General features: G+C 33.9%; 20 protein-coding genes and 3 other annotated features (1 of these 23 only partly in view). Of the genes, 6 read left to right on the plus strand and 14 right to left on the minus strand.

Features of this window, described 5'->3' with window-relative positions:
- Positions 1–233 (minus strand) — a binding site (T-box leader) (it extends 2 nt beyond the left edge of the window).
- A 9-nt stretch (positions 234–242) separates the two neighbouring features.
- On the minus strand, positions 243–1319 hold the full coding sequence (locus AC1DIT_RS09460) for a bifunctional 3-deoxy-7-phosphoheptulonate synthase/chorismate mutase (RefSeq protein WP_016115219.1): 1077 nt from the start codon (positions 1317–1319) through the stop codon (positions 243–245).
- Positions 1320–1457: 138 nt separating this feature from the next.
- Positions 1458–1691, minus strand: a binding site (T-box leader).
- Between the two features lie 55 nt (positions 1692–1746).
- Positions 1747–1979, minus strand: a binding site (T-box leader).
- A 114-nt stretch (positions 1980–2093) separates the two neighbouring features.
- Positions 2094–5588, minus strand: coding sequence for a DUF4020 domain-containing protein (locus tag AC1DIT_RS09465; RefSeq protein WP_016115220.1), 3495 nt, complete (start codon positions 5586–5588; stop codon positions 2094–2096).
- 186 nt (positions 5589–5774) lie between these two features.
- On the opposite strand from AC1DIT_RS09465, the gene AC1DIT_RS09470 reads away from it, so the two are divergent.
- Positions 5775–6218, plus strand: a complete 444-nt coding sequence (locus AC1DIT_RS09470) for a YndM family protein (protein ID WP_016131515.1) — start codon at positions 5775–5777, stop codon at positions 6216–6218.
- Positions 6219–6273: 55 nt separating this feature from the next.
- On the opposite strand, the gene AC1DIT_RS09475 is transcribed toward AC1DIT_RS09470, so the two are convergent.
- Positions 6274–7020 (minus strand): formylglycine-generating enzyme family protein, encoded by a 747-nt coding sequence (locus tag AC1DIT_RS09475; protein ID WP_016132940.1) that lies wholly within the window; start codon positions 7018–7020, stop codon positions 6274–6276.
- Positions 7021–7360: 340 nt separating this feature from the next.
- Here AC1DIT_RS09475 and AC1DIT_RS09480 point away from each other — a divergent pair, with 340 nt between their 5' ends.
- Positions 7361–7780, plus strand: coding sequence for an SgcJ/EcaC family oxidoreductase (locus tag AC1DIT_RS09480; RefSeq protein ID WP_016115223.1), 420 nt, complete (start codon positions 7361–7363; stop codon positions 7778–7780).
- Between the two features lie 40 nt (positions 7781–7820).
- Positions 7821–8288, plus strand: a complete 468-nt coding sequence (locus AC1DIT_RS09485; protein WP_016115224.1) for a GNAT family N-acetyltransferase — start codon at positions 7821–7823, stop codon at positions 8286–8288.
- 80 nt (positions 8289–8368) lie between these two features.
- Here the strand turns inward: AC1DIT_RS09485 and AC1DIT_RS09490 are convergent, their stop codons facing one another.
- Together AC1DIT_RS09490 and AC1DIT_RS09495 are read right to left on the minus strand one after the other, a co-directional pair.
- On the minus strand, positions 8369–8947 hold the full coding sequence (locus tag AC1DIT_RS09490) for a GNAT family N-acetyltransferase (protein ID WP_016132941.1): 579 nt from the start codon (positions 8945–8947) through the stop codon (positions 8369–8371).
- A 39-nt stretch (positions 8948–8986) separates the two neighbouring features.
- On the minus strand, positions 8987–9478 hold the full coding sequence (locus tag AC1DIT_RS09495) for a hypothetical protein (protein WP_016115226.1): 492 nt from the start codon (positions 9476–9478) through the stop codon (positions 8987–8989).
- A gap of 335 nt (positions 9479–9813) precedes the next feature.
- Between AC1DIT_RS09495 and AC1DIT_RS09500 the strand changes: the two genes are divergently transcribed.
- Positions 9814–10194, plus strand: coding sequence for a VOC family protein (locus AC1DIT_RS09500; protein ID WP_016115227.1), 381 nt, complete (start codon positions 9814–9816; stop codon positions 10192–10194).
- A gap of 148 nt (positions 10195–10342) precedes the next feature.
- Here the strand turns inward: AC1DIT_RS09500 and AC1DIT_RS09505 are convergent, their stop codons facing one another.
- On the minus strand, positions 10343–11083 hold the full coding sequence (locus AC1DIT_RS09505; RefSeq protein WP_016115228.1) for an aminoglycoside phosphotransferase family protein: 741 nt from the start codon (positions 11081–11083) through the stop codon (positions 10343–10345).
- A 376-nt stretch (positions 11084–11459) separates the two neighbouring features.
- Here AC1DIT_RS09505 and AC1DIT_RS09510 point away from each other — a divergent pair, with 376 nt between their 5' ends.
- Positions 11460–12044, plus strand: coding sequence for an HAD-IA family hydrolase (locus tag AC1DIT_RS09510; RefSeq protein ID WP_016115229.1), 585 nt, complete (start codon positions 11460–11462; stop codon positions 12042–12044).
- A gap of 214 nt (positions 12045–12258) precedes the next feature.
- Here AC1DIT_RS09510 and AC1DIT_RS09515 read toward each other — a convergent pair whose 3' ends face one another.
- The 4 genes from AC1DIT_RS09515 to AC1DIT_RS09530 all read right to left on the minus strand — a co-directional run bounded on the left by AC1DIT_RS09515 (position 12259) and on the right by AC1DIT_RS09530 (position 16155).
- Positions 12259–12639 carry a VOC family protein gene (locus tag AC1DIT_RS09515; protein ID WP_016115230.1) on the minus strand — a complete coding sequence of 127 codons (381 nt, stop codon included), beginning with the start codon at positions 12637–12639 and terminating at the stop codon, positions 12259–12261.
- A gap of 229 nt (positions 12640–12868) precedes the next feature.
- Positions 12869–14407, minus strand: coding sequence for an MFS transporter (locus AC1DIT_RS09520; protein ID WP_016132942.1), 1539 nt, complete (start codon positions 14405–14407; stop codon positions 12869–12871).
- 18 nt (positions 14408–14425) lie between these two features.
- Positions 14426–15007 (minus strand): TetR/AcrR family transcriptional regulator, encoded by a 582-nt coding sequence (locus tag AC1DIT_RS09525; protein ID WP_016132943.1) that lies wholly within the window; start codon positions 15005–15007, stop codon positions 14426–14428.
- A gap of 101 nt (positions 15008–15108) precedes the next feature.
- Entirely contained in the window at positions 15109–16155 is a 1047-nt protein-coding gene (locus AC1DIT_RS09530; RefSeq protein WP_016132944.1) for a DUF2332 domain-containing protein, read from the minus strand.
- A gap of 122 nt (positions 16156–16277) precedes the next feature.
- Between AC1DIT_RS09530 and AC1DIT_RS09535 the strand changes: the two genes are divergently transcribed.
- On the plus strand, positions 16278–16829 hold the full coding sequence (locus AC1DIT_RS09535) for a hypothetical protein (protein WP_016115235.1): 552 nt from the start codon (positions 16278–16280) through the stop codon (positions 16827–16829).
- Between the two features lie 27 nt (positions 16830–16856).
- On the opposite strand, the gene lsrB is transcribed toward AC1DIT_RS09535, so the two are convergent.
- The 4 genes from lsrB to AC1DIT_RS09555 are packed head-to-tail and all read right to left on the minus strand — an operon-like array spanning position 16857 to position 21359.
- Positions 16857–17900, minus strand: coding sequence for an autoinducer 2 ABC transporter substrate-binding protein LsrB (gene lsrB / locus AC1DIT_RS09540; RefSeq protein ID WP_016115236.1), 1044 nt, complete (start codon positions 17898–17900; stop codon positions 16857–16859).
- Positions 17897–18895, minus strand: coding sequence for an ABC transporter permease (locus AC1DIT_RS09545; RefSeq protein ID WP_016115237.1), 999 nt, complete (start codon positions 18893–18895; stop codon positions 17897–17899). The genes lsrB and AC1DIT_RS09545 overlap by 4 nt, the downstream gene beginning before the upstream one ends.
- Positions 18892–19869, minus strand: coding sequence for an ABC transporter permease subunit (locus tag AC1DIT_RS09550; protein ID WP_016115238.1), 978 nt, complete (start codon positions 19867–19869; stop codon positions 18892–18894). The genes AC1DIT_RS09545 and AC1DIT_RS09550 overlap by 4 nt, the downstream gene beginning before the upstream one ends.
- The gene (locus AC1DIT_RS09555; protein ID WP_016115239.1) at positions 19866–21359 is read right to left on the minus strand and encodes a sugar ABC transporter ATP-binding protein; all 1494 of its coding nucleotides are present in this window, start codon (positions 21357–21359) and stop codon (positions 19866–19868) included. The genes AC1DIT_RS09550 and AC1DIT_RS09555 overlap by 4 nt, the downstream gene beginning before the upstream one ends.
- Positions 21360–21455 lie beyond the last annotated feature (96 nt).

Genomic DNA, 21455 nt, shown 5'->3' on the forward strand with positions numbered 1-21455 from the left:
TAGGGACGATTAATATCGCGGTACCACCCTAATTGTAGACTATTTTTTGTCTACCTCTTATCATTGTTAACGATCTATGAGACCGTCTTTCCCTTCATAAAGATATGATCTTTACTACGAAAAAGATGCTCTAGGGCTGTAATTCATGCTTATCTTTGTACTGATTCTCAGCATCCATCAGCTCTCTATAAACAGGGAGATAAGCACTACTGTTTCCCTTTCAATGCATATTTAATATGAAATTAAGATAATTTATTTTTAAATCCCTTTAACTCTTCCATGAATTTATGGAACTCTGGAATATCCATTTGCTGTGCAGAATCAGATAATGCAACTGCTGGGTCTGGATGTACTTCTGCCATGACTGCATCTGCTCCAATTGCTAGTGCTGCTTTTGCAGTAGGTAATAATAAATCTCTGCGTCCCGTAGAATGCGTTACGTCCACAACAACAGGTAAATGTGTTTCTTTCTTTAAAATTGGTACTGCTGAAATATCTAACGTATTACGCGTTGCTCTTTCGTATGTGCGGATACCGCGCTCACATAGTATAATTTGATCATTTCCTTGTGCGATGATGTATTCAGCTGCATTAATGAATTCATCAATTGTCGCTGCTAAACCACGTTTTAATAATACAGGTTTATTTACTTTACCCACAGCTCTTAATAAATCGAAGTTTTGCATGTTTCGTGCCCCAACTTGAATGACATCAACGTACTCAAGAGCCATTTCTACATCGTTTGGATTTAAAATCTCACTGATAATCGCTAAATCGAATTCATCGGCTACTTGGCGTAAAATTTGTAAGCCTTCAACCCCTAATCCTTGGAAGTCGTATGGTGACGTTCTCGGTTTGAAAGCACCGCCGCGCATTAATTTTAATCCTTGTTCTTTCATCGCTTGCCCCACTTGGCGAACTTGCTCTAAACTTTCTACTGCACAAGGACCCATGATGAATGTTTGTGTTCCGTTTCCTAATAATTCACCTTTTACATCCACGATTGTATTTTCTTTTTTCTTTTTACGTGAAACAAGTAATGCTTTACGATTGTCGTCTTCTTGTAATTCCAAACTTGCTTTGAAAATTGTTTTGAAAATGTGTTGAACTGTTGAAGTTTCGAATGGTCCTTCATTATGTTCTGCGATCATATCAAGTACTTCACGCTCACGAACTGGATCAAAACGTTTCGTACCTTGCACTTGTTTTTGTTCCCCAATCTTTTGAACAACTTTACCTCGTTCATTCAACAATTCCAGTAACTGCAAATTAATTTTATCCACCTGTTTACGTAATTGTTCTAACTCATGATTTGCCATTTTAAAATCCTCCTTTTAATGTTTAAAACTATAATAAAGGAATGAAAATTCCCTATTTTCTGAATTGATATTTTACAAAAACTCATTATGGGATCGATACCGTCTTTCTGTGTACAAAAAATCCCTACTGATTTACTCAGTAGGGACGATATTTATCGCGGTACCACCCTAGTTGCAGACTTGTTTCGTCTACCTCTCTTCACTGTTAACGATCATTTGACCGTCTTTCCCTTCATAAAGATGATTATCTTTACTACGAAAAAGATGCTCCAGGACTGTAATTCGCACTTGTTTTTGTACTGGTTCACACCAACCACCAGCTCTCTGTTACAGGGAAACAACTACTACTCCTTTTCCTTTCAATGCATATAATATTCCATTTTCAAGTTGGGCCACAAAAATACAAAAAGTCCCTACTGATCCAATCAGTAGGGACGATATTTATCGCGGTACCACCCTAGTTGTAGACTTATTTCGTCTACCTCTCTTCACTGTTAACGATCATTTGACCGCCTTTCCTTCATAAAGAACATATATCTTTAATCCGAAAAAGATGCTCCAAGACTGTAATTCATGATTATCCCTGTACTGATTCACACCAACCATCAGCTCTCTGTTACAGTAAGATCCTCACTACTGTGATCTCTTCATCGCACTTTGTTTATTCAAATGTTTTTGAAATTGAATAAGTTATGATTCGTATTATAGAATGCTTTTTAAAATACTGTCAATACCTTTTTATTTTTTTTTTGAAATTCCACTTTTTACCCACTATTAATCTTGTAAATTTGTCATCACAAGTCCAATACGAATCATTTCGTTTTGAATAGATATTAGTAAATCATGCTCCACTTGATACTCTGTTAATAATTGTTTAATCTCGATGATTTCATTTTCAAAAAAATTCGCCTCATGCAAGTGTTGTAATAAAGAAAAAAACAACTCACCATAAGCCTCTACATGATCTTTCATGTTCTTTTTCTTTTCCAAAATAGCCAAAAATAGTTGTTTCATTTCCGCTTGATCGTAACGTTCTGATGGCGGCGAGAAACAAGTAAGAATTGTTTGTAATCCCTTTTCTGCAACTCCATCCATACATAATACAAAACGTAAAAACATGACATATTCCCTACCGGTTATAGAACTCATTTTTGGACGTTCACTCAAAAATCCAGCTAACCAAGCTTCCCAAAATTTTTGTTGTTCTCTCGCGCTTAATGTATTCACATAATAACATAAATGTTCCATAAACTTAATTTTTTCATTTTCCGTTTCCTGTATAAAAAGTGGATATAACCAATCTGCTCGTTGATCCCAATATAATACACATTTAATAAAGACAAAGCTGAGCCACTTTAAGAACACTTCTTTTGTATGTGGATGTAACAAATGTAAATGCTCGACTGCATATTTAATATATCGCTTTATCTCTGTAAATAACGGTAAATTTATTTGTGTATAGCAGAGTCCTGCCCATGCATATTTTATTGCTTTTTCTTGTTTTTTTAAATCGAGATAAGGTAACAGTTTTTTTCTACACCACTGTTTCTCAATATGATATAAAAATGTTACATCTGCTGTTAATCGTGCAAACATGAAATTGGTACTCTGCGAAAATGTTCTCATTTGTTCTTCAAATAAAAACAAGTATTCGTGAATATTCCGATCGTATAAGTGGTCATATGCTAGTAGCTTTAATAATACTGATGTCATCTTTCCAACAGGATGTTGAATAGACTCATTATAAAAGTCATGCTCCTCTATCTTGAAATTCAGATTACCTTTCATTACTTGAGGAAATAAAGAAAAGGCAAAGCGTTTCACCACACGTATACTATTCTCTTGGAATTCTTCTAATCGATTGCTGATTTCATAAAGAAAACTGCTAATTAACCAATGAAAAGATGTATTTCTTACAAATTGTTGCAAGAGTGGAATGATTTTTTGTATTTGTTGATTTGTAAACTTACGATTATTCCTCCATGCCCGAATACAGACAAACCATACTTCATTACTTACCTTACCTTCCCCTACTAATTGATACGCAAGCGAAATACTCCACTCTGTATCCAATTTACATGCCTTTGATAACATTTCTAAAAAATGACGTTGTTCAAAAATACCGTCATGAGAAAAAAGCCTAACTTGTTTCATCATTTCATGGTCTTTCAACTGCAATAATCCATCGGCCGTTACGTTGCATGTAATACTTTGTACAGCATCCTCTACTCGCTTTTCACCGTAACGTTCTGGGGAAAAATGAGGATGTTTTTGTTTCATTTTTTTATATGCTTGTACTGTACAATTACTATTTGGATCACATGTATAAAGTAAATCCATAATAAGGCAAGCATCAAAAGCCCTCTCATTAACAAGGTGTTTCATAACCTTTTGTAACACTTCTTGCTTTCTTTGTTCCGAAGTAAATGGATAATGCTTCTTTAAAAATTTAAATACTTCATGCCTATATGTAACATGTAAAAGCAACTTTTGTTCTAGTAGCCATTTGATTTTTTCATCGTCAGTTACAAATGAATTTTTACTCATCGCAGCTATTGCAATTCGTTTTTGTAATATACTATCTGTTTCTATCATTTGGGCGATATAGTAGTTTGCCTTTCTCTTATTATTTTCACATAAATAGGCGAGACATTCTTTTACAATACGAATTAAAAATGTAAAATCTTTTGGCTGTAAGTCATGCTCTGAAAATTCGACTGTATTATATGTCACACCGTCCTTTTTCTGCAGTGCAGTCTGCCTTAAAAATAACATTTGGATTTTTTCTAACCCTATGACCATAATTGGGTCGGCAAAATATGCGATATGCGGTTTCATTTTTTCATCCCAGATTCTTTGTACAAATGCAAATACAGGAACTGGTAAACGGCTTGTCTCCTCTAATTCAATTGAATCTTGCATATCGTGTTCCCATCTTCTGACACGCTTTAATTTAATTTTCCCATCCAAAATAAACGCCAACAATAAGACGAAAATTTCTTTATGATCAGGAAAGGAACATTTATGTAACAAATATGAAACCAATTCTATAGAGCTACTATTTTTTTCTGCTGTTTCCAGTAAGAGCAATGTCCATTTTGCGAATAATAGCGGTTCAATTTGCTCTTTTGTTTCGTTTAAATACGTACAAATCGTTCGCCATAACAAAGGAGAAATTTTTGAGTGATTTTTATAAATAAGCTGAAATAATTCTTTTTGGTGGCTAAAAAGAAATTGTTTGACGAGCCACTCGGCCAACAATTCATCCTCTTCACTATGAATAGTGGAAAGCAAAAATAAATTTTGGATTTTGCCYTCTGCCTCTAACCATTCTACCCATCCATAATCGCGAGCAAACTCTATAAAATACCGGAGTGTTTCAATTTTTTTTACTGATTGCTTTATATATGATAATTGCTCTTGTTCAACTGATGGTGGAACTGTCACGATATCACGAATTCGCATTCTTTTTGTAATATAATTATCTCCCATTAATTCAGCCCAGCGCTTCACCGCTTGAACAAGTGCCTGATGATTGTTCGCCTTATTTGGATAAACAATGGGCCTTACTCCCAAATGCTCCCAGTGATATGTATTATCTCCTTGTGCAACAAATGCATAACGTTTTGTACTCGGTGGTAAACCTGTTGCTAAATATTTCATGACAGGATCATTATGACTATATCCGATGAATAACACCGTATAATTTGAAAATAAATCAACTAAAAATCTTCTTGCCCAACCCTCTGTTAAGTAAGCCCTTCCAAAATCGCCATCCGTTAATATTAAATTTTCTTTTTCCTGTTCTACATTGCCGTGTATATATGCTAAACCTTTAAACGCTCTACCTGTTGGAAGTGCAGGTGCGTAATATATATTGATATCTCGATTCATTTCCCGAATTACACTTGTAAAATGCTGATCAAAATTTGTAGTAACGATGCGAACATCAATATCATCTGAAAAAAGCCGTGGAATGGCATAGTGTAATGGATTCGGTTTTGAATTTTTCACATCAACAAGATCTTGTGCAACTTGATGTACATCTTTCGTCTTCGCAACTTTTCCAAGATAATAATCATGCGGTTCTGTATTTTCACGCTTTTCAACATATAAAGCTTCCGCAATTTCATCAACTAAATCATCGAAATTTGGTAAGTTTGATTTCCCTTTCATAGAAACTCCTGCTCCGACAAATAATACAAGCCTTCCTTGTTCAAGATTATCAAATAGTTCATCTGGAATTTCTACTTCTGAAGTAATCCACATTTGGATCCCCCTTACCTAAAAATGTCATACACTCTCATTTTACTATAACATTTTTCGCTTATTTTTTTAATATTTTGACAAGATGTTTAACATGAAAAATTTTATTTACAATCATGTACATACATAAGAAATGTATGAACTTCTCGCTTTATACCAAAACTATGTAAAAAACGGGAGGTGTGCAATGTGAGTAATTTTACAATTGTGCTAATCAAATTTATATCGTGTATCATCGCGTTTGCTATCGGACTTGATTTATTTTTCGATGCAACAATTGTTGATGTTATATCCTTTAGCCTGTTTGTAACAATCGTTTCTTATATGTTTGTTGATAAAATCCTTTTGAATCGTATTGGAAATTCCGCCGCTATTATGGCTGAYTTTTTGTTAACATATTTAAGTGTGTGGATTTTCGGTAATATTTTATTGGACAATTATATGCAGATCGCATGGGGTAGTATTCTATCCGCTATTGTCTTTACATTATCTGAAGTATTTGTGCATCGTTTTTCTCATACGCATGAACGACATAACAATGAACGAATTAATATGAATGGCCGATTCGCGTATGGAACTGAATTTGCTGAAGAACAAAACATCTTAGATAAAGATAAAAATAAGAAAAAATAAAAAAAAGGATGTCACAATCTAAATGACATCCTTCTTTTTAAAAATTTTACAATTATCAAATGATTGATCTCGCAATTCTAAATCCGATATCATCTATATAAAAATTAGGCATACTCTTGCGGCGACAAGTAGCTCCACATCCACGTTCTTCTTCTGCCCAACTTCCTCCGCGAATTATTCTGTAAGTACCGAAGGTCTCTGCATCGTATAAGTCCCAGCACCACTCCCAAACATTCCCAACCATATCATGCAAGCCCCATTCATTAGGCTTTTTCTCACCAACTTCGTGCACTCGTTTGTTAGAATTATCTTTATACCAAGCAATTTCATCAATTTCACCATACCGATATCCTTTTGATTTCGCCTTACATGCATATTGCCATTCAGCATCTGTAGGTAAACGAAAACCATTCGTACTATAATTGCAAACAACTGCTTTACTTTCATTATCAAAATCATAAAACTTGTCATAACCTAGCGCATCAGACAGTAAATTACAAAAATTAACTGCATCTATCCATGAAACATTAACAACTGGTTTTTGAGCCTCAGCTGTTATTAAAGATTTCTTTCCCATAATAATCGCATAAAGTTCTTCTGTCACCGTATATTTGGCAAGATAAAATGGGTTTATTTCAACATTCCAAATAACTTCCTTTAAATTTTTTCTACTACCCGGCATTCCAAATTTATAGTTTGAACTAATCCATTTTTGTTCGTTTCGAAAATCTCGTAGGCTGATTTCTCCTTCAGGAATACCCACCATTAAATCTTTTAAGTAATCATTTAGGTTAACTATCATTGTCCTCTCCTAGTCTTGAATTAATGTTTTAAACACTTCTTTCAAGGTGTATTATGACATTGTATTCTGATTCATACCTAATAGACATGTTTACCTGTTGAGATAGTATACTGCCCCTCCGTATCCATAACATTATATTATTCTAGACTTATTGAATTAACTCCTCTTACTAAACCTTAATCAATAAGTTTCTCAAACCACATAAGTAAATGTATTCAAATCCGTCTCGTTTTCATACATTCGTATTAATTCTTTCTAAAAAAATACTACTATTGCCGGATGTTATAACAACTTTACTTTAGTAATCTATAGATACCGAACCAACATAGGAGGAATACATATGTCTAAAGGCTATAATTCCAAAGAACATCAGCAAGAAGAAATAAATGCAATCCAGCAAACGATTACCGAAATAGAAATTGCATTTAATGCACATGATGCAGACGAATTAGATCGCCACTTCACTTTGAATGCCACATGGGTCAATGCGCTTGGCAAGCGGCTATCAGGTTGGAAGCAAATCAATGAGACACACAAAGTTCTTTTACCAGGACCTCTTCGGGACTCATACGCTTGTTATACAGTTGAAAGTATTAACTTTATTCGTTCTGATGTAGCTATCGCACATATTAGACAATACCCAACAACCTCTGAAGGAAAAATAATAGAAGATGAGCAAGGAAGCCTTGCTGTTTATGTGATGGTCAAAGAAAAAGAATCGTGGAAAATTGCTGCTGGGCAAAATACGCTTGTTCAATAGCTCTTCCCATATCCCCTATTTAAACTGGAGGTTTCAACTTATGTCTCAAGTAACTCTGAAAAAAATAACTTCTGACAACTGGCGAGAGGCTCTCACGCTTTCTGTAAATATTGAACAACAAAAGTTTGTTTCTGAAGTTACACCACCTGTTGCTATTGCACTTGCTAAAGCGTATATTAGGCCGGATGATAGAATGATTGAACCTTTTGGAATTTATCATAACGAGAAAATGGTTGGTTTCTTTAATCTACATTACGAACTAGATTGTCAAAAGGGCTTTTGGCTGTTTCATTTTTTTATCGACAAAGGACATCAAAGAAAAGGATTTGGAGCTGCGGCAATAAACGAATTAATTAACCATTTAAAAATCGTTCATCCATCTTGCCATCGCATTCGCTTAACTGTGCATCCTGAAAATGATTCGGGTCAAAAATTCTATTCTAATCAGGGGTTTACCGATGATGAAATTCTCACATACGGTGAACTAACCTATTCCTTGTATCTTTAGAATTTTTTTAGCATGATAACGAACAAAGAGTGCCATGAAAAGCTCTAAAGACACTCTTTGTTCGCGTGAAGCACTATAGGTTATATCGGACTATCTTTTAATCTCAAATACCAATATATTGCAACTTCATCATTTTGCTCATTTATCCCTTTATATACAAGAAAATCAAAGCCTCCTATAACAAAGCCACAACTTTCATAAAACTTGCACGCTTTAACGTTATTGTTCTGTGTCTCCAGCATGATTCCTGGCATTTCACAAACTTGTGCCCAATCCTTTGCCCGCTCAATTAATTTCCTACCAACTCCAAGCTGTCTAAACTGCTTATCTACTTTTATATCTTCCACGTAAGCAAAACCATTCCAGTTTCTCTTTACTATAATCATTCCAATTATTTGGTGATTCATAAACGCCAAATAATTTATCTTATCTGGATTATTAACATATTCACTATAATCTAAATCATTCTCTTGATCCTCTTTATATATATCTTCTGAATAATTTTTCTCATAGCTTGGTATTTCCCGTACTGTGTATTCTATTCGTTGATTCTTCGCTCCTAATGAAAGAACTAACTTAGAATCAACCGTAAAACTGTCATCAATTTCAGGAAATTCATTCAAATCCTCTAATTCTAGTTTCCTAATTATAATGTCCATCCTTATCTCCTCTAAATAAAATACAATATTTTCCTCGTACTAAATATTTATAGCAATTCCAGCAATGAATAAACTAACAATTATGAGGAAAGGCGTACCAATCATTGCTCCTCTTAGATGCATCTTATAATCTTTATATCCCTTCATCCCTTCTGTACTAGGAATAACAACAAATCTCGGGGTAATCCGGCAAAATATAAGCCAATCTAGAATGAGTAAATCAACTAAGTTAAAAATCATTAAAATTCCAAAAGAATGTAAGAAAGCATCTATAAAAAATAATTTCTTATGTTGATTTAGTAAAAAAGTTGAAATGAAGGGTGTTCCAAAAAGAATTACATTATATACAATTCCAAAGTATAAAGTTTGTCTTTTTTCAGTAATTGTTTTTGGCAGAACAGATTTTTGAATATCCTTAGGATAGTCATTTAACCATAGACGAGGATTATAATATAATGATCCCAAAATTATTATGGATAGTATAATAGACATAATTGTTCCAACGAGCAACATTTGTTCATATTGACCCATAAATTATTCTCCTCCTTAACTTGTAATTACCGTAAAAATATTAAATTACTATGTAAAGACTCATTCTATTAAAAAACCTATGTATTCCCACATCAGAAAATTAACATAAATCTTTGCTAAATAACTTTTTCATTTCTATGTTTAAAATCGATTTCTTTCAGCATCCACTCTTATTTCTTGACATATCATTTCAAACTTCATAAAGTAAAACATTATGAAGTTTGAAGTTCTCCATCTCTCACATAACTTCTTTGCTTCCGCTAAATTTTGAGGTGGGAATGTTACTGTCTATTAATGCGGGATAAATTCACGTAAGAACAGGACTGGTGAAATAAATGAAAATTGAACATATAGCAATTTGGGTGAATGATTTAGATACAATGCGCACTTTCTATACACAATACTTTAATGGAGAGGCGAATTCTTTATATCACAATAAAGCTAAACACTTCGAATCTTATTTTATTACTTTTGAATCTGGAGTACGCCTTGAAATTATGCGAAAGAAAGGAATAGAAGATAAACCTAATCCCAATATAACCGGGTATGCTCACTTGGCTTTTTCTGTTGGTAGTGAAGAAAATGTGAATCAACTAACCAAAACATTAAAAGAAGCTGGATATCCGGTATTAAATGGACCACGTTTCACTGGAGATGGCTATTATGAGAGCGTAATTAGTGATCCAGAAGGAAATCAAATCGAAATAACTATCTAGCATAACTTTTCAATATATAAGTTAAAAAATAATATAACAACCAAAAACCGTTCAAAAATTTTGAACGGTTTTATTATCTAATTCTGTCGCATTAAAAAATTTGATTATTACAGAAATGCTAGTTCTATCGTGTTCCTTAATGACAATACTAGTCTACTAATCTCTTTAGATGTTCTATGTTTTCTGAAGATACTTTTTCTGACAATCTTGCCCCAGCAATAATAGGAGCCCACTTTATAACTTCATCCCTTGATAAACCAGCATTTTTGCAATATATACGTAAATACATTTCAGCCAACTCTACTGAAGCCTGGGCATACAACAAATATGTTCGGTAGACATCGGCACGAATATCTCCCGCGCTAGCATCCACCCAATCAATAATTTTCACATTATCATTACTCAAAATCAAATTAAATGGATGAAAATCCCCATGACATAGCCTAGGTTCAAATACCATTGAATCCAATTTTCTTAACAATTTACCCTTTTGTTTCTCATCTAGATTATGTGCTGATTTAATCTGGCGATATAGTTTTTCTGACATCGGTTCAAGTAAATCCGAATCAACAACAACAGCATGCACCTTTTGTTGTGCATTAACACAAATACTTATGTAATGCTCAGCTCGTTCCATATTATGAATTAAGAGATCACCTACTGTTTTCCCTTTTACATATTCCATTATAATTGCTTGCCTACCCTTTATTTCTGTGACTTCTAATACCTTTGGGACTTGAATCCCGCATGAATAAGCGTATTCTTGTTTCTTTGCCTCATATAAAGATTCTGTATTTGGAAAGTGCTTTTTAAACACTTTCACAATTTTATTATCATAAAGATATATCTTTGCTGTATTCCCAATAGCTATCGGATTACCTAGGTTCAATTATTCCCTCTCCTTAAGATAAAGTGAAACTTTAATCATTTGGGGTTTCTTCACCCCCACTGACTATCAGCCCTCACCAATTAAGCTTTTACGGGCAGCCCYATCTTCACCCAACTTCTTTGCTTCTGCTGAATTTTGAGTCGGGGGTTTTACTGCACGCGAATAGCGGGATAAATCACAATAATATCCTGCGTTTCATTTAATAAATTCGATGTAATTATAGTGAAAACCTTCCCCCTTACATTAACAGAATATCTACATTTGAGTTTTAATTGGGATTATCCCCTGTTCGTCCATGCGGGTAGTTCAATAAAAGAAGGAGTTTACGTTAGCTTGACGAATTTATACTGATATAATTATAAAAAGGGTGGTTTAATTGAACATTTTGTGGGATTTTGATGGAACATTATTTGATACTTATCCTGCGTATACAAAAATACTCTCTCAGGTTTTAGGAGATACAGTGGATAAACAGGAAATCTATGAAAAGTTAAAAATTTCGTATTCTCATGCAATTGATTACTATAACATTTCCAGCAATAAAGAAGAAGAAATAAAAAACCTAACGAAGAAACTATCTCCAAAAGAGATGAAACCGTTTGATAATGTAGAAGAAATCTTAAAATTTGCAAATAAAAATGTAATTATGACCCATAAGCATAGGGACGGAATTTCAGCCATATTAAAGTACTACGGATGGGATAAATACTTTGTTGATATGGTTACGATTGACGATGGTTTTCCTCGAAAACCCAATCCATTAGCATATATTCATTTGCACACAAAACACAGAATCAATTTAGTTATTGGAGACAGAGAATTAGATTTATTACCCGCAAAAAAATTAGGAATTTCAACATGTATGTTTCAAAGTCAAAGTGATTTAGCTGATTATCATTTACAGGACTACTCAGAATTTTTTAATACCAATATTTCGTTAACGAAACAGGCGATTGATTAACAATACATACAGTAAAAGGACCAAAGTTTGGTTCTTTTATTTTTATTACTATCAACATAATACTTTAACAGAGCCAATTGAACTCCCCCCACCTTCACTTCGTTTAGAGGAGGGGGATGAATCGGTTAAAATGATAAAAAAAGACCCTGTAAAACAGGATCTATACAAACTTTAAAACATCGTGTTCATATTTCAAATCGATTTATACTCTTAATTAATTTTTCTCCATAATTGCAAAGTAATTCTTCTCATGATCAGCAAAATTAAACGCTCTACCAGACGGCATATTTACAATTTCTCCAACTGTAATTTCTTTCTCTACAAACTCTTTATATAATTTATCGATATCTTCAGTGAAAAACAACATGGAGGGTGTACTAAGATTTAATTCAGGCTGCATCTTCGCAATTAATTCTTTATTATGTAGAACAATACTCGTTTCTGCTGTCTCTGTTGGCGCGATTTCAATCCATCTAAACCCTTGACCGTTATCTTCATCCGCAACTAAGTGGAAACCTACTTTTTCTGTCCAAAATTGCACAGCCTCATCTTGATTATTTACATATAACATAATTTGACCGATTTTATGAATCATTATCTTTTCTTCCCTTCTTCTACTTCAACTTCAATTGTATTAAGTATATACGAACTAGCGTTCTTTTTAAAGTGCTTTTATACTAAACTTTCACTTTAAATATTTTATCTTCCTTAATATCTTGAAATGAGGATTATCAATTAAGTAATAGCCGATACAGATCTAATAACCATAATAACATTATGTAAATTAAGTTGCTATATTCTCTCTTCATTTTAACCTGTATGTCTTAATTTATTGTCCTTTTTCTATTCATGTATATTTCCACTACACTACAAATAAGTGCCAAAAAGAAAATAAATGCTCCTATTAAAAAAGTTTTATTAAAACTACGAATAACCCCGTATTTATATTTCCATTTAATTTGTTCGTAGAGTTTATTTCCTTCCTCTGATTCCATGCTTACATATTTCTTCTCATCACTTGTTTGTATTACGTGTAGTATTTTTTGTTTTTCAAAGTCTGTTTGATTGCCTTTTTGAATCATCGCTTTCACTTGTTGCTTTATTTCTTCTTTTTCGATAGATAATTGATGATTTAAAATCACAACTAATATCGCTACACCTACTATACTTCCTACTGTTCTAGAAATATTAGATATACTTGACGCAATACCTGATTTTTCGGTTGGAACACTTAAAACGGCAGTTGTTGTCAATGGAGCAAGCGTACACCCTGCACCAAAACCTACAACCACGAGTCGCCAAATATAATCCCAATTTGAAAAGCCTGATTCCATATGACCAAATAAATACGAAGCGATTATAAATGCGATAATTCCTATACTACCGATAACACTACTTCCACGTTTTGCAGCAATGGGTGTCATAATCGCGGTAACTACCATTGATACTACCGCAAGTGTACTAATAATCATCCCTGATTGAAGCTCGCTCATTCCATCTACTTGAACTAAGTAAAATGCAAAAACAAATAAAAAGTTCATTAAACCCATGCCTACAAAAAATAATGAAAGATTTGAAAACGAAAACTCCTTATATGAGAATAAATATAGGGGTAACATCGGATTTTCACTTTTCTTTTCAATAAAGATAAACAATATGAAGCTTATAAAAGAAATAACAAAGAGAAGACTTATACTTAGCGGACTTAAACTCGATTTATTTACTTGTATCAGAGCGTACACAAGTAAAAACAATGCACATGATGAAGTAACCATACCTGCCCAATCTATTTTAGAACTAGCTGTATGATCATATGATTCTTTAATAAAAAGAAAGACAAAGATTAAGGATAGAATACCGACTGGAACATTAATAAAAAATACCCAGTTCCAACTTAGTTTATCTGTTAAAACACCTCCAAGTGATGGACCAATCGCTGCAGCTAATCCACCAAAAGCCCCCATAACTCCACCTATCATACCTTGTTTTTCTTTTGGCACAAGTTCAAGTCCAAGCGGCATCGCAACAGGTACAATTATGGCTGCAGAAATTCCTTGTAACACCCGAAAAATTACTAATGTATGAAAAGATGTTGCCACTCCGCACATAAGTGAGCTGATAGAAAACCCTAATAACCCAATAACATACAGCTTCTTGCGGCCAAATTGATCCGCAAGACGAGCTGCTATTAATAAACAAGTAACAAAAGCGACATTATATCCATTTGCAATCCAAGAAATTGTATCAATAGACGTATGAAATGTTTTTGTCATTTCTGGCAATGCAATATTTACAATATTTGAATCTAAAATTGCCATGAAGAATCCTGCAACTAATGCAAATAGCGCAAATAATTTTCTCATGTTTCCATTTCCTCTCTCTTAATTTTTCTTATTTGAAATCCCGTTAATAAATAGAGTTACACATGTCTCTATGTACTCTTCTAATTGAATATCCTCTTCCGTTATACTCACATTCATAATATATAAGAATAATTGTCCATAAAACATGTTCGCTATTAAACGATAGTTACATGTAATAATATGTCCCTTCTCTCCAAGTAGCTGTAAATATGTTTCTAAATGGTCAACTAAATGTGAATTTAATTCATGAAGTAATCGTTTCATTTCACTATTTTGTCTAGATTCTAGTAATGCTGCCCAAATATAATTTAATTTTGGTAAGTTTACCTGAATGTATGTTTCTGCAATCTTTGTAAGGTCTTTATTTAAATCACCTGTAAACTGTTCTTCTAATTCCTCTAATAAAGCAACTGGGGTTGTTCGCAAAATAATACTTTCCCGAAATAAATTTTCCTTGTTTTTAAAATTACGAAAAATTGTCAACTCGCTTACCCCTGCTTTTTCTGCAACTTCACGAATTGTCGTGGCCGTATATCCCTTTTCACCAAATAATAAAGTCGCTGCTTCCATAACCTTTTCTCTCGCTGTTGGTTTTCCCATTCTAATTCCTCCATCCAATATGTAAGTAAGTGATTACTAACATATTATCATAAACAAAAATGAAAGTAACTAGTTACTTTCATTTTTGTTTATTCATAAGTCTAACAAAGCGATTTATCGCCCAACCTCCAACTAAACCAACGCGCATGGCCATCCGTTTCTCCAACAGTTTCATTGTATTCTTTCCCATTCATAAAACAATCAAGATGAAGATCTCTATCCCACATATTGTTATAAAGATGGAAAACATCCCGTTTCGCACCAATTTCTTTAACTTTTTCTACTAATTTATGTTTTACACTCTCTGGTATTTGATTCGCTACATGTGTATGGAAAACACAAATCACCGAATCCTCTGGAATTTGTTCTGCAATTTCTGAAAGAAGAGCTACTCCATCCCCTTCTATTAATTTTACAGATTGTTCTTTTAAACAAGCTGCTGCGTGATCAAACATTTCAAGTCGTTCTTTATGCTCAGACCAAATAAGTGAGCGTAACCATAAGTAATCTTCCTCATTATTTAAATCATTTATATGTAAATCAAGTCCGATTCTTTCTACGACAGGTGGACTTTGTTGTAAGAAAAATGGCTGATTCTCCCCTTTTATTTCTGATTTCAAATGAACTTTAGAGTCTTTATTTCCAAAAACCTCTCCTGTTCCATAAGAATAGCTATACTGATCCCAGAACAGCTGTAAACCAGCACTTGTCCCAATTTCAATTAGCGCTAAAGGCTTGTTCACTTTATTAAATATATAACAAAAACTCGGATATAAATATGTACATCGTCTTACTTCGTTTGTCTGCACTAGCTTTGTTTTTAAAATATTGATTATCTCTTCCCTATGAATCTGACAAAAATCTTTAAAATGTTGAAAAGAATGTTCTAGATTTTTTTCTGGAGCCGAAACAAGGCTACCATAGTATTGTTTTAATACATGATTACTCCCTTTCAGTAATAAATAGTGAACAGCACCAAGTAATAAGTTAGGAGTTGGCTGACCAAGTTGTGCGTGTGACGCTAATGCAAGGATTTCCTCGTCTTCTGAAATTTTTAATGATAAATGTTCATATAAATCGCTCGATCCTTTACATTCTTTTATAGAAAAATTTCTAAATAAGTTGGAGATTTGTTCTTGTGTAAGCAAATCGACTCCTCCAATCGCATAATTTAATATTCAGAATAATTTTAACATAAATACAATTATTAGGATATTTGTACTTATTTTGCTAAAAAGACTTATCCTTCAAGATAAAAGGAGGCAGCAAGTTGAATAGAAATATAACCTATACTTTCCTCATATTAATCACATTTCTTATTAGCTGTTCAAAAGAGCAATCCTTTTATATGTACTTCCATGAAAAGATGCAAAAAATGCATTTTGGACAAAAGAACAATTCCTACACTCTCATTCATACAGAAATGAATGTTTCACAAGAAAATGATGCCGTAGCAATATTTACAGAACAAAATCAGCAAGGAGAACAAATATTCATTGCTTATTTTGAAAAGGAAAGTGACAAGTGGAATTGGATAAGAACTACAGGAACTGAATGGAATAGCCCTGTAAGATGGACTTCCATGCATCAAATCCCTTACATTTATGCTGGAACAATTCGTGATAACGCTATTACTAAAGTTTATGTCGGGAACAAAAATGCAAAAATCATTACTGTTGAAGGAACAAAAAGGTTTTGGTATGTCGTTAGTAATACAGAATGGGCTGAGGTTAAAATTGAAAAAGGTGATGGTACACAAGAAGTAGTTGGACAAATTGATGAAGAGATTCTAAAAGATTGGCATAATAAAAACGTCCGATAAAAATACCGGACGTTTTTCATTTCAACATTAAAAATTATACTTATCAATATTATCCTTCGTAAATACAACTCTTTCTGGTAATACAATGATTCCATTTCCATCTGCTTCATAGTCATAACCTTGAATAGAATTCGGTTCCACCTTTACTTTACCTATATTCGGAACTTCAAAGCTATCGCCAACTTTTAATTTCTTTCCTTTTACCACAATTTCATTTGCAACATAAGTGGCAAGTGCGCCTTGTTGTTTTACATCCCATAGCCCAAATTGCTGAACAGTTCCACGTTTTACATAATCACGCATTACGTTTGGAGTTGAAAATCCTGTCACAACTACCTTTTTATCCATTTTTAAGTTTTCAGCAGCTTGTGCCATTGCTGGAAGTGCTGTTGCATCAGGACAAATCACTGCATTAATATCTGGATACGTTTTTAAAATGCTTTCTCCAACCGATAATGATTTTTGTGCATTATTCTCTCCGTACTGCGTCGTTACAATTTCCCAATTTGGATATTTTTCTTTTATAATCTCTTTTGCTTTTGTTACCCACTGATTTTGATCTGTTACAGTCGGACTTGAATAAAAGAATGCTACTTTTCCTTTATCTCCAATTTGTGATGAGGTCATTTGAATTAATAAATTTGCCAGTTGCTCCGGCGTTCCTTGGCTTATATAAAATGAACGGTCTTTCGGATTTACATCAGAATCCCATGTCAACACCGTCATTCCTTTTTTCTTAGCGCGTTGTAATGATTGTGAAAGTCCATCAACCGATGTAGATGAAACCATCAATGCATCATAGTTTTGATTAATAAAATTGTTTATATATTTTACTTGCCCTGATACACTAGCCTCTGACGGCCCATCATATTTCACTTGTACCCCTAATTTATCTCCCATTTCTTTTGCCCCTTCACCACCTGATGTAAAGAAGCCAACCCCTGTCAATTTCGGAATGAAAGCAAATTTCACATCATCTGCTTTTTTCTTGTCTGCTGTTTTGCTAGAACATGCGATTAAACCGATGATACAAACACATGTAATGATAAAAATCCCCAGTTTTCTTTTCATGACATTTCCCCCTTATGCAATTTCCTTCTTTTCCACATAGTGAGTTGCTGTAACTTGAAATGCCTAATAATAACAGAGAGGATAAGTATAATACCAATAACTACATTTGACTGTTCGTTCGTTAAACCTGTCATTTGTAAACCGTACTGCATCATTCCAATAAATATACTTGCTAGTACTGTTCCAAGAATACTTCCTTTTCCCCCAGTGATGAGTGTCCCACCTAATACAACTGCCGTAATAACCGGCAGAATTGTCTCGCTTCCAATATCAGCTCGAGCTGAGCCAAAATATGCTGTTAAAAAAGCCCCTCCTAATCCACCTCCTAACCCAGAAAGAATATAGGCAATAGTTACTATTTTTTTTGTTCGAATACCCGAATATTTAGCTGCCTTTTCACTCGCACCTGTCAATATGACATAACGTCCGTACCTTGTTCGATGAAGTAAGAGTGTAAACAAAACAGTCAAAACGAAAAGTAACCATACTAAATTAGGAATTCCTATAAAACTTCCATTTGCAAGTTGCACGTAAGAATCCGGTAAACCACTTATCCCTTCATATCCACTGGCATTTGAGCCACCCGAGATAACAAGTGCAATTCCTGCATATAAAAACATCGTTCCAAGTGTAACAACAAGAGGTTCTACCTCTGTCGTTTTAATAATCACCCCGTTGATACAACCCGCTAGACAACTGATAAACAAGGCAATAATTACAGCTAAAATAACCGGAATTCCATTCATCCAGAGTACACCAATAAGAATTGAAGTAAGCCCCATAATCGATCCTACAGATACATCGATTCCACCTGTTATAATTACAAAAGTCATTGGAATTGCGGCAATCGTAATAAAAACGAAGTCATTCATACTGAAAAGTAAATTACTAATATTTAAAAAATCACTGTTTAACAAACCAAAGAGAATGAACTCTATAATAAGTAATACAATAAGAACTCCTTCCCATCTTAAAAATCCACGTGCATACTTCATAGATTCATCCTTCTTTCTTCCAACTGTCTTATTCCCTTCCATTTTTTTAAGATGCTGTCTAATATAATAATAAGTAACAGTAAGAATCCTGATATAGCACTATTCCAAAAAGCAGGTATTTTTAAAAAGACTAATGAACTACTTATAACTTCTAAAAAAATCGCTCCCAGTGCTGCTCCAAATATAGAACCTGTTCCACCTTTTAGATGAATTCCGCCGAGAACAGCGGCAGCAATTACTTGTAACTCAATTCCTGTACCAGTTTGATTTGGCACAAAGCCGATATTCATAACAAATATGCATCCTGCAACCCCTGCGCTCATCCCAGAAATAATAAATGCATATATTTTCACCTTGTCTACCGGTATTCCAATGAGGCGTGCTCCGTCTTCGTTATCTCCGGCAGCATAAAAATATCTTCCAAAAGGTGCTTTCGTTAAAAAGATATATAATAATAGTAAAATAGCCAAAATGATCCATACTGTAACTGGAAGCCCTAGTATCATGACAGAAGACATCTGTTTATAAGACTTAGGAATATCTTCAATCCATTTGCCGCCTGTATATATCAACATCGCTCCTCTAATAATCCCTAACATTCCTAATGTCATAATAATTGCCGGTACACGAAACTTCGTAACCCCAACGCCGTTTATCATTCCAATCACAGCTCCAAGCAAGATTGCAACAATGATTGAAATTAAGATGCTATTACCATTTGTCAAAAACATCCCACAAATTGCTGCGCTTAATCCCATAATAGAACCGACTGAAACATCAATATTTTTAGTAAATAATACGAATGATTGACCAATAGCTAGTATGACTAAAATAAGACTTGATTTCACAATTAAAGAAAGCGAACTAAACTGAACAAAACTAGGATTAATAATTCCTACGAGGGCTATGTAAATAAGTAATAAAATAATAATGGATGTTTCATGCATTTTAACTATATTTGAAAAACGTTTCATTCCGTTACACCTTCCCTTCCCACATATGCAAGGCGTGTAACTTCATCTATACAAACTTCTCCTTTCTCTAAATGAGAAACAAGTTTTCCATTCCTCATCACATATACCCGGTTTGCTAATTGAACAATTTCTTCTACATCTGAGGAAATTAATAAAATCGCAAGCCCTGATTGTTTTAAACTTTGAATTGCCTCATATACTTCTAATCTTGCTTTTGCATCAATCCCGCGCGTTGGTTCATCGAGAATAATTAATTTAGGTTCACAGGCAAGATATTTTGCTAATACAACTTTTTGTTGGTTTCCACCTGATAAAGATGTCATTTTTTCATCTACATTGGAAACAACTATCCGAAACTTATTCATATACAATTCCATTAAAGCGCTTTCTTTTTTGTGTTTTAAAAAGAATGGGCTCATCCGGTGTAAAGAAGCTGCCGTTATATTTTCTTTAACAGACCGAATTGAAAAAATACCACTCCCTGCCCTATCCTCCGGAACATATACCATCCCTTTATCTAATCGCTTACTCGTAGAACACTTTGCAATTGACTCCCCTTCTAATAAAATATCCCCTGACAGTATGGGCCTTATCCCATATAACACTTCTGCTAATTCCGTTCTACCCGATCCAACAACACCAGCAATCCCTACAATCTCCCCAGCATGTACATTTAGTGATATATTCTGAAATGCATAACTCGACAGATTTGTTACCTCTAATACTTGTTGAGAAAGTTTCATCGTTTCTTGAGGTGCCTCTTTCTTCTCCTCTTGTTTATAATCTTTAGGCAATAATCCCTCCATTAGCATGTCGTATGTATAATCTGATACATCCCCTTGACTCACTATCATTCCATCACGCAAAATAGCTACTTTATTTGCAATCTCAAAGATTTCCGGAAAACGATGCGTAATATAAATCATTCCGATTCCCTTTTCTTTTAAGTCTTTTATCAGCACAAAAAGACTCTTTATTTCATGAGTTGTTAATGTCGATGTTGGCTCATCTAAAATAAGAATCTCTGCTTCTCTTATTAATCCTCTTAATATTTCTACTAATTGTTGCTGTGCAATTGATAATGAACTTCCAATTGCACGCAGTTCTATGTTCCACCCTAAACTTTTTATCAAATCTTTTATCTTTGTACGAAGTTCCTTCTTCTTTGCTTTTATTCCAATACATATATTTTCTTCAATTGTCATATGAGGAAAAATTAACGGTTCTTGTGGAATTAAATAAATACCATTTAAATGTGCTTCCGCTGGATTAGAAAAACTTTGCACTACTCCCTTTACATACATCTCCCCGGCATCATAAGAGTATAAACCTATTAATATTTTCATCAATGTTGATTTCCCAGCACCGTTTCCGCCAACTAAAGCATAAACATCGCCATAGTCTAATTCTAAATTCACTTCTTTTAGTACCCTTTGTTCTGAGAATGATTTACTCATTTGCCTCACTTTTAATAAGGGGGCATTCTCCACATCTTGTCACCTGCCTTTATACAGAACAATTTTTGAGAAAATGATTTTTTGTTCTACTTGTTTTGTAGCATTGTATATCCCTTTTTTCATATCTAG

The organism is Bacillus sp. 05T22, from assembly GCF_056396765.1.

What these genes read in the sequence shown, in the direction of transcription:
- AC1DIT_RS09460 (WP_016115219.1), bottom strand. Translation starts at nt 1,319, where the DNA reads ATGGCAAATCATGAGTTAGAACAATTACGTAAACAGGTGGATAAAATT.
- AC1DIT_RS09475 (WP_016132940.1), bottom strand. Translation starts at nt 7,020, where the DNA reads ATGATAGTTAACCTAAATGATTACTTAAAAGATTTAATGGTGGGTATT.
- AC1DIT_RS09480 (WP_016115223.1), top strand. Translation starts at nt 7,361, where the DNA reads ATGTCTAAAGGCTATAATTCCAAAGAACATCAGCAAGAAGAAATAAAT.
- AC1DIT_RS09485 (WP_016115224.1), top strand. Translation starts at nt 7,821, where the DNA reads ATGTCTCAAGTAACTCTGAAAAAAATAACTTCTGACAACTGGCGAGAG.
- AC1DIT_RS09490 (WP_016132941.1), bottom strand. Translation starts at nt 8,947, where the DNA reads ATGGACATTATAATTAGGAAACTAGAATTAGAGGATTTGAATGAATTT.
- AC1DIT_RS09495 (WP_016115226.1), bottom strand. Translation starts at nt 9,478, where the DNA reads ATGGGTCAATATGAACAAATGTTGCTCGTTGGAACAATTATGTCTATT.
- AC1DIT_RS09500 (WP_016115227.1), top strand. Translation starts at nt 9,814, where the DNA reads ATGAAAATTGAACATATAGCAATTTGGGTGAATGATTTAGATACAATG.
- AC1DIT_RS09515 (WP_016115230.1), bottom strand. Translation starts at nt 12,639, where the DNA reads ATGATTCATAAAATCGGTCAAATTATGTTATATGTAAATAATCAAGAT.
- AC1DIT_RS09520 (WP_016132942.1), bottom strand. Translation starts at nt 14,407, where the DNA reads ATGAGAAAATTATTTGCGCTATTTGCATTAGTTGCAGGATTCTTCATG.
- AC1DIT_RS09525 (WP_016132943.1), bottom strand. Translation starts at nt 15,007, where the DNA reads ATGGGAAAACCAACAGCGAGAGAAAAGGTTATGGAAGCAGCGACTTTA.
- lsrB (WP_016115236.1), bottom strand. Translation starts at nt 17,900, where the DNA reads ATGAAAAGAAAACTGGGGATTTTTATCATTACATGTGTTTGTATCATC.
- AC1DIT_RS09545 (WP_016115237.1), bottom strand. Translation starts at nt 18,895, where the DNA reads ATGAAGTATGCACGTGGATTTTTAAGATGGGAAGGAGTTCTTATTGTA.
- AC1DIT_RS09550 (WP_016115238.1), bottom strand. Translation starts at nt 19,869, where the DNA reads ATGAAACGTTTTTCAAATATAGTTAAAATGCATGAAACATCCATTATT.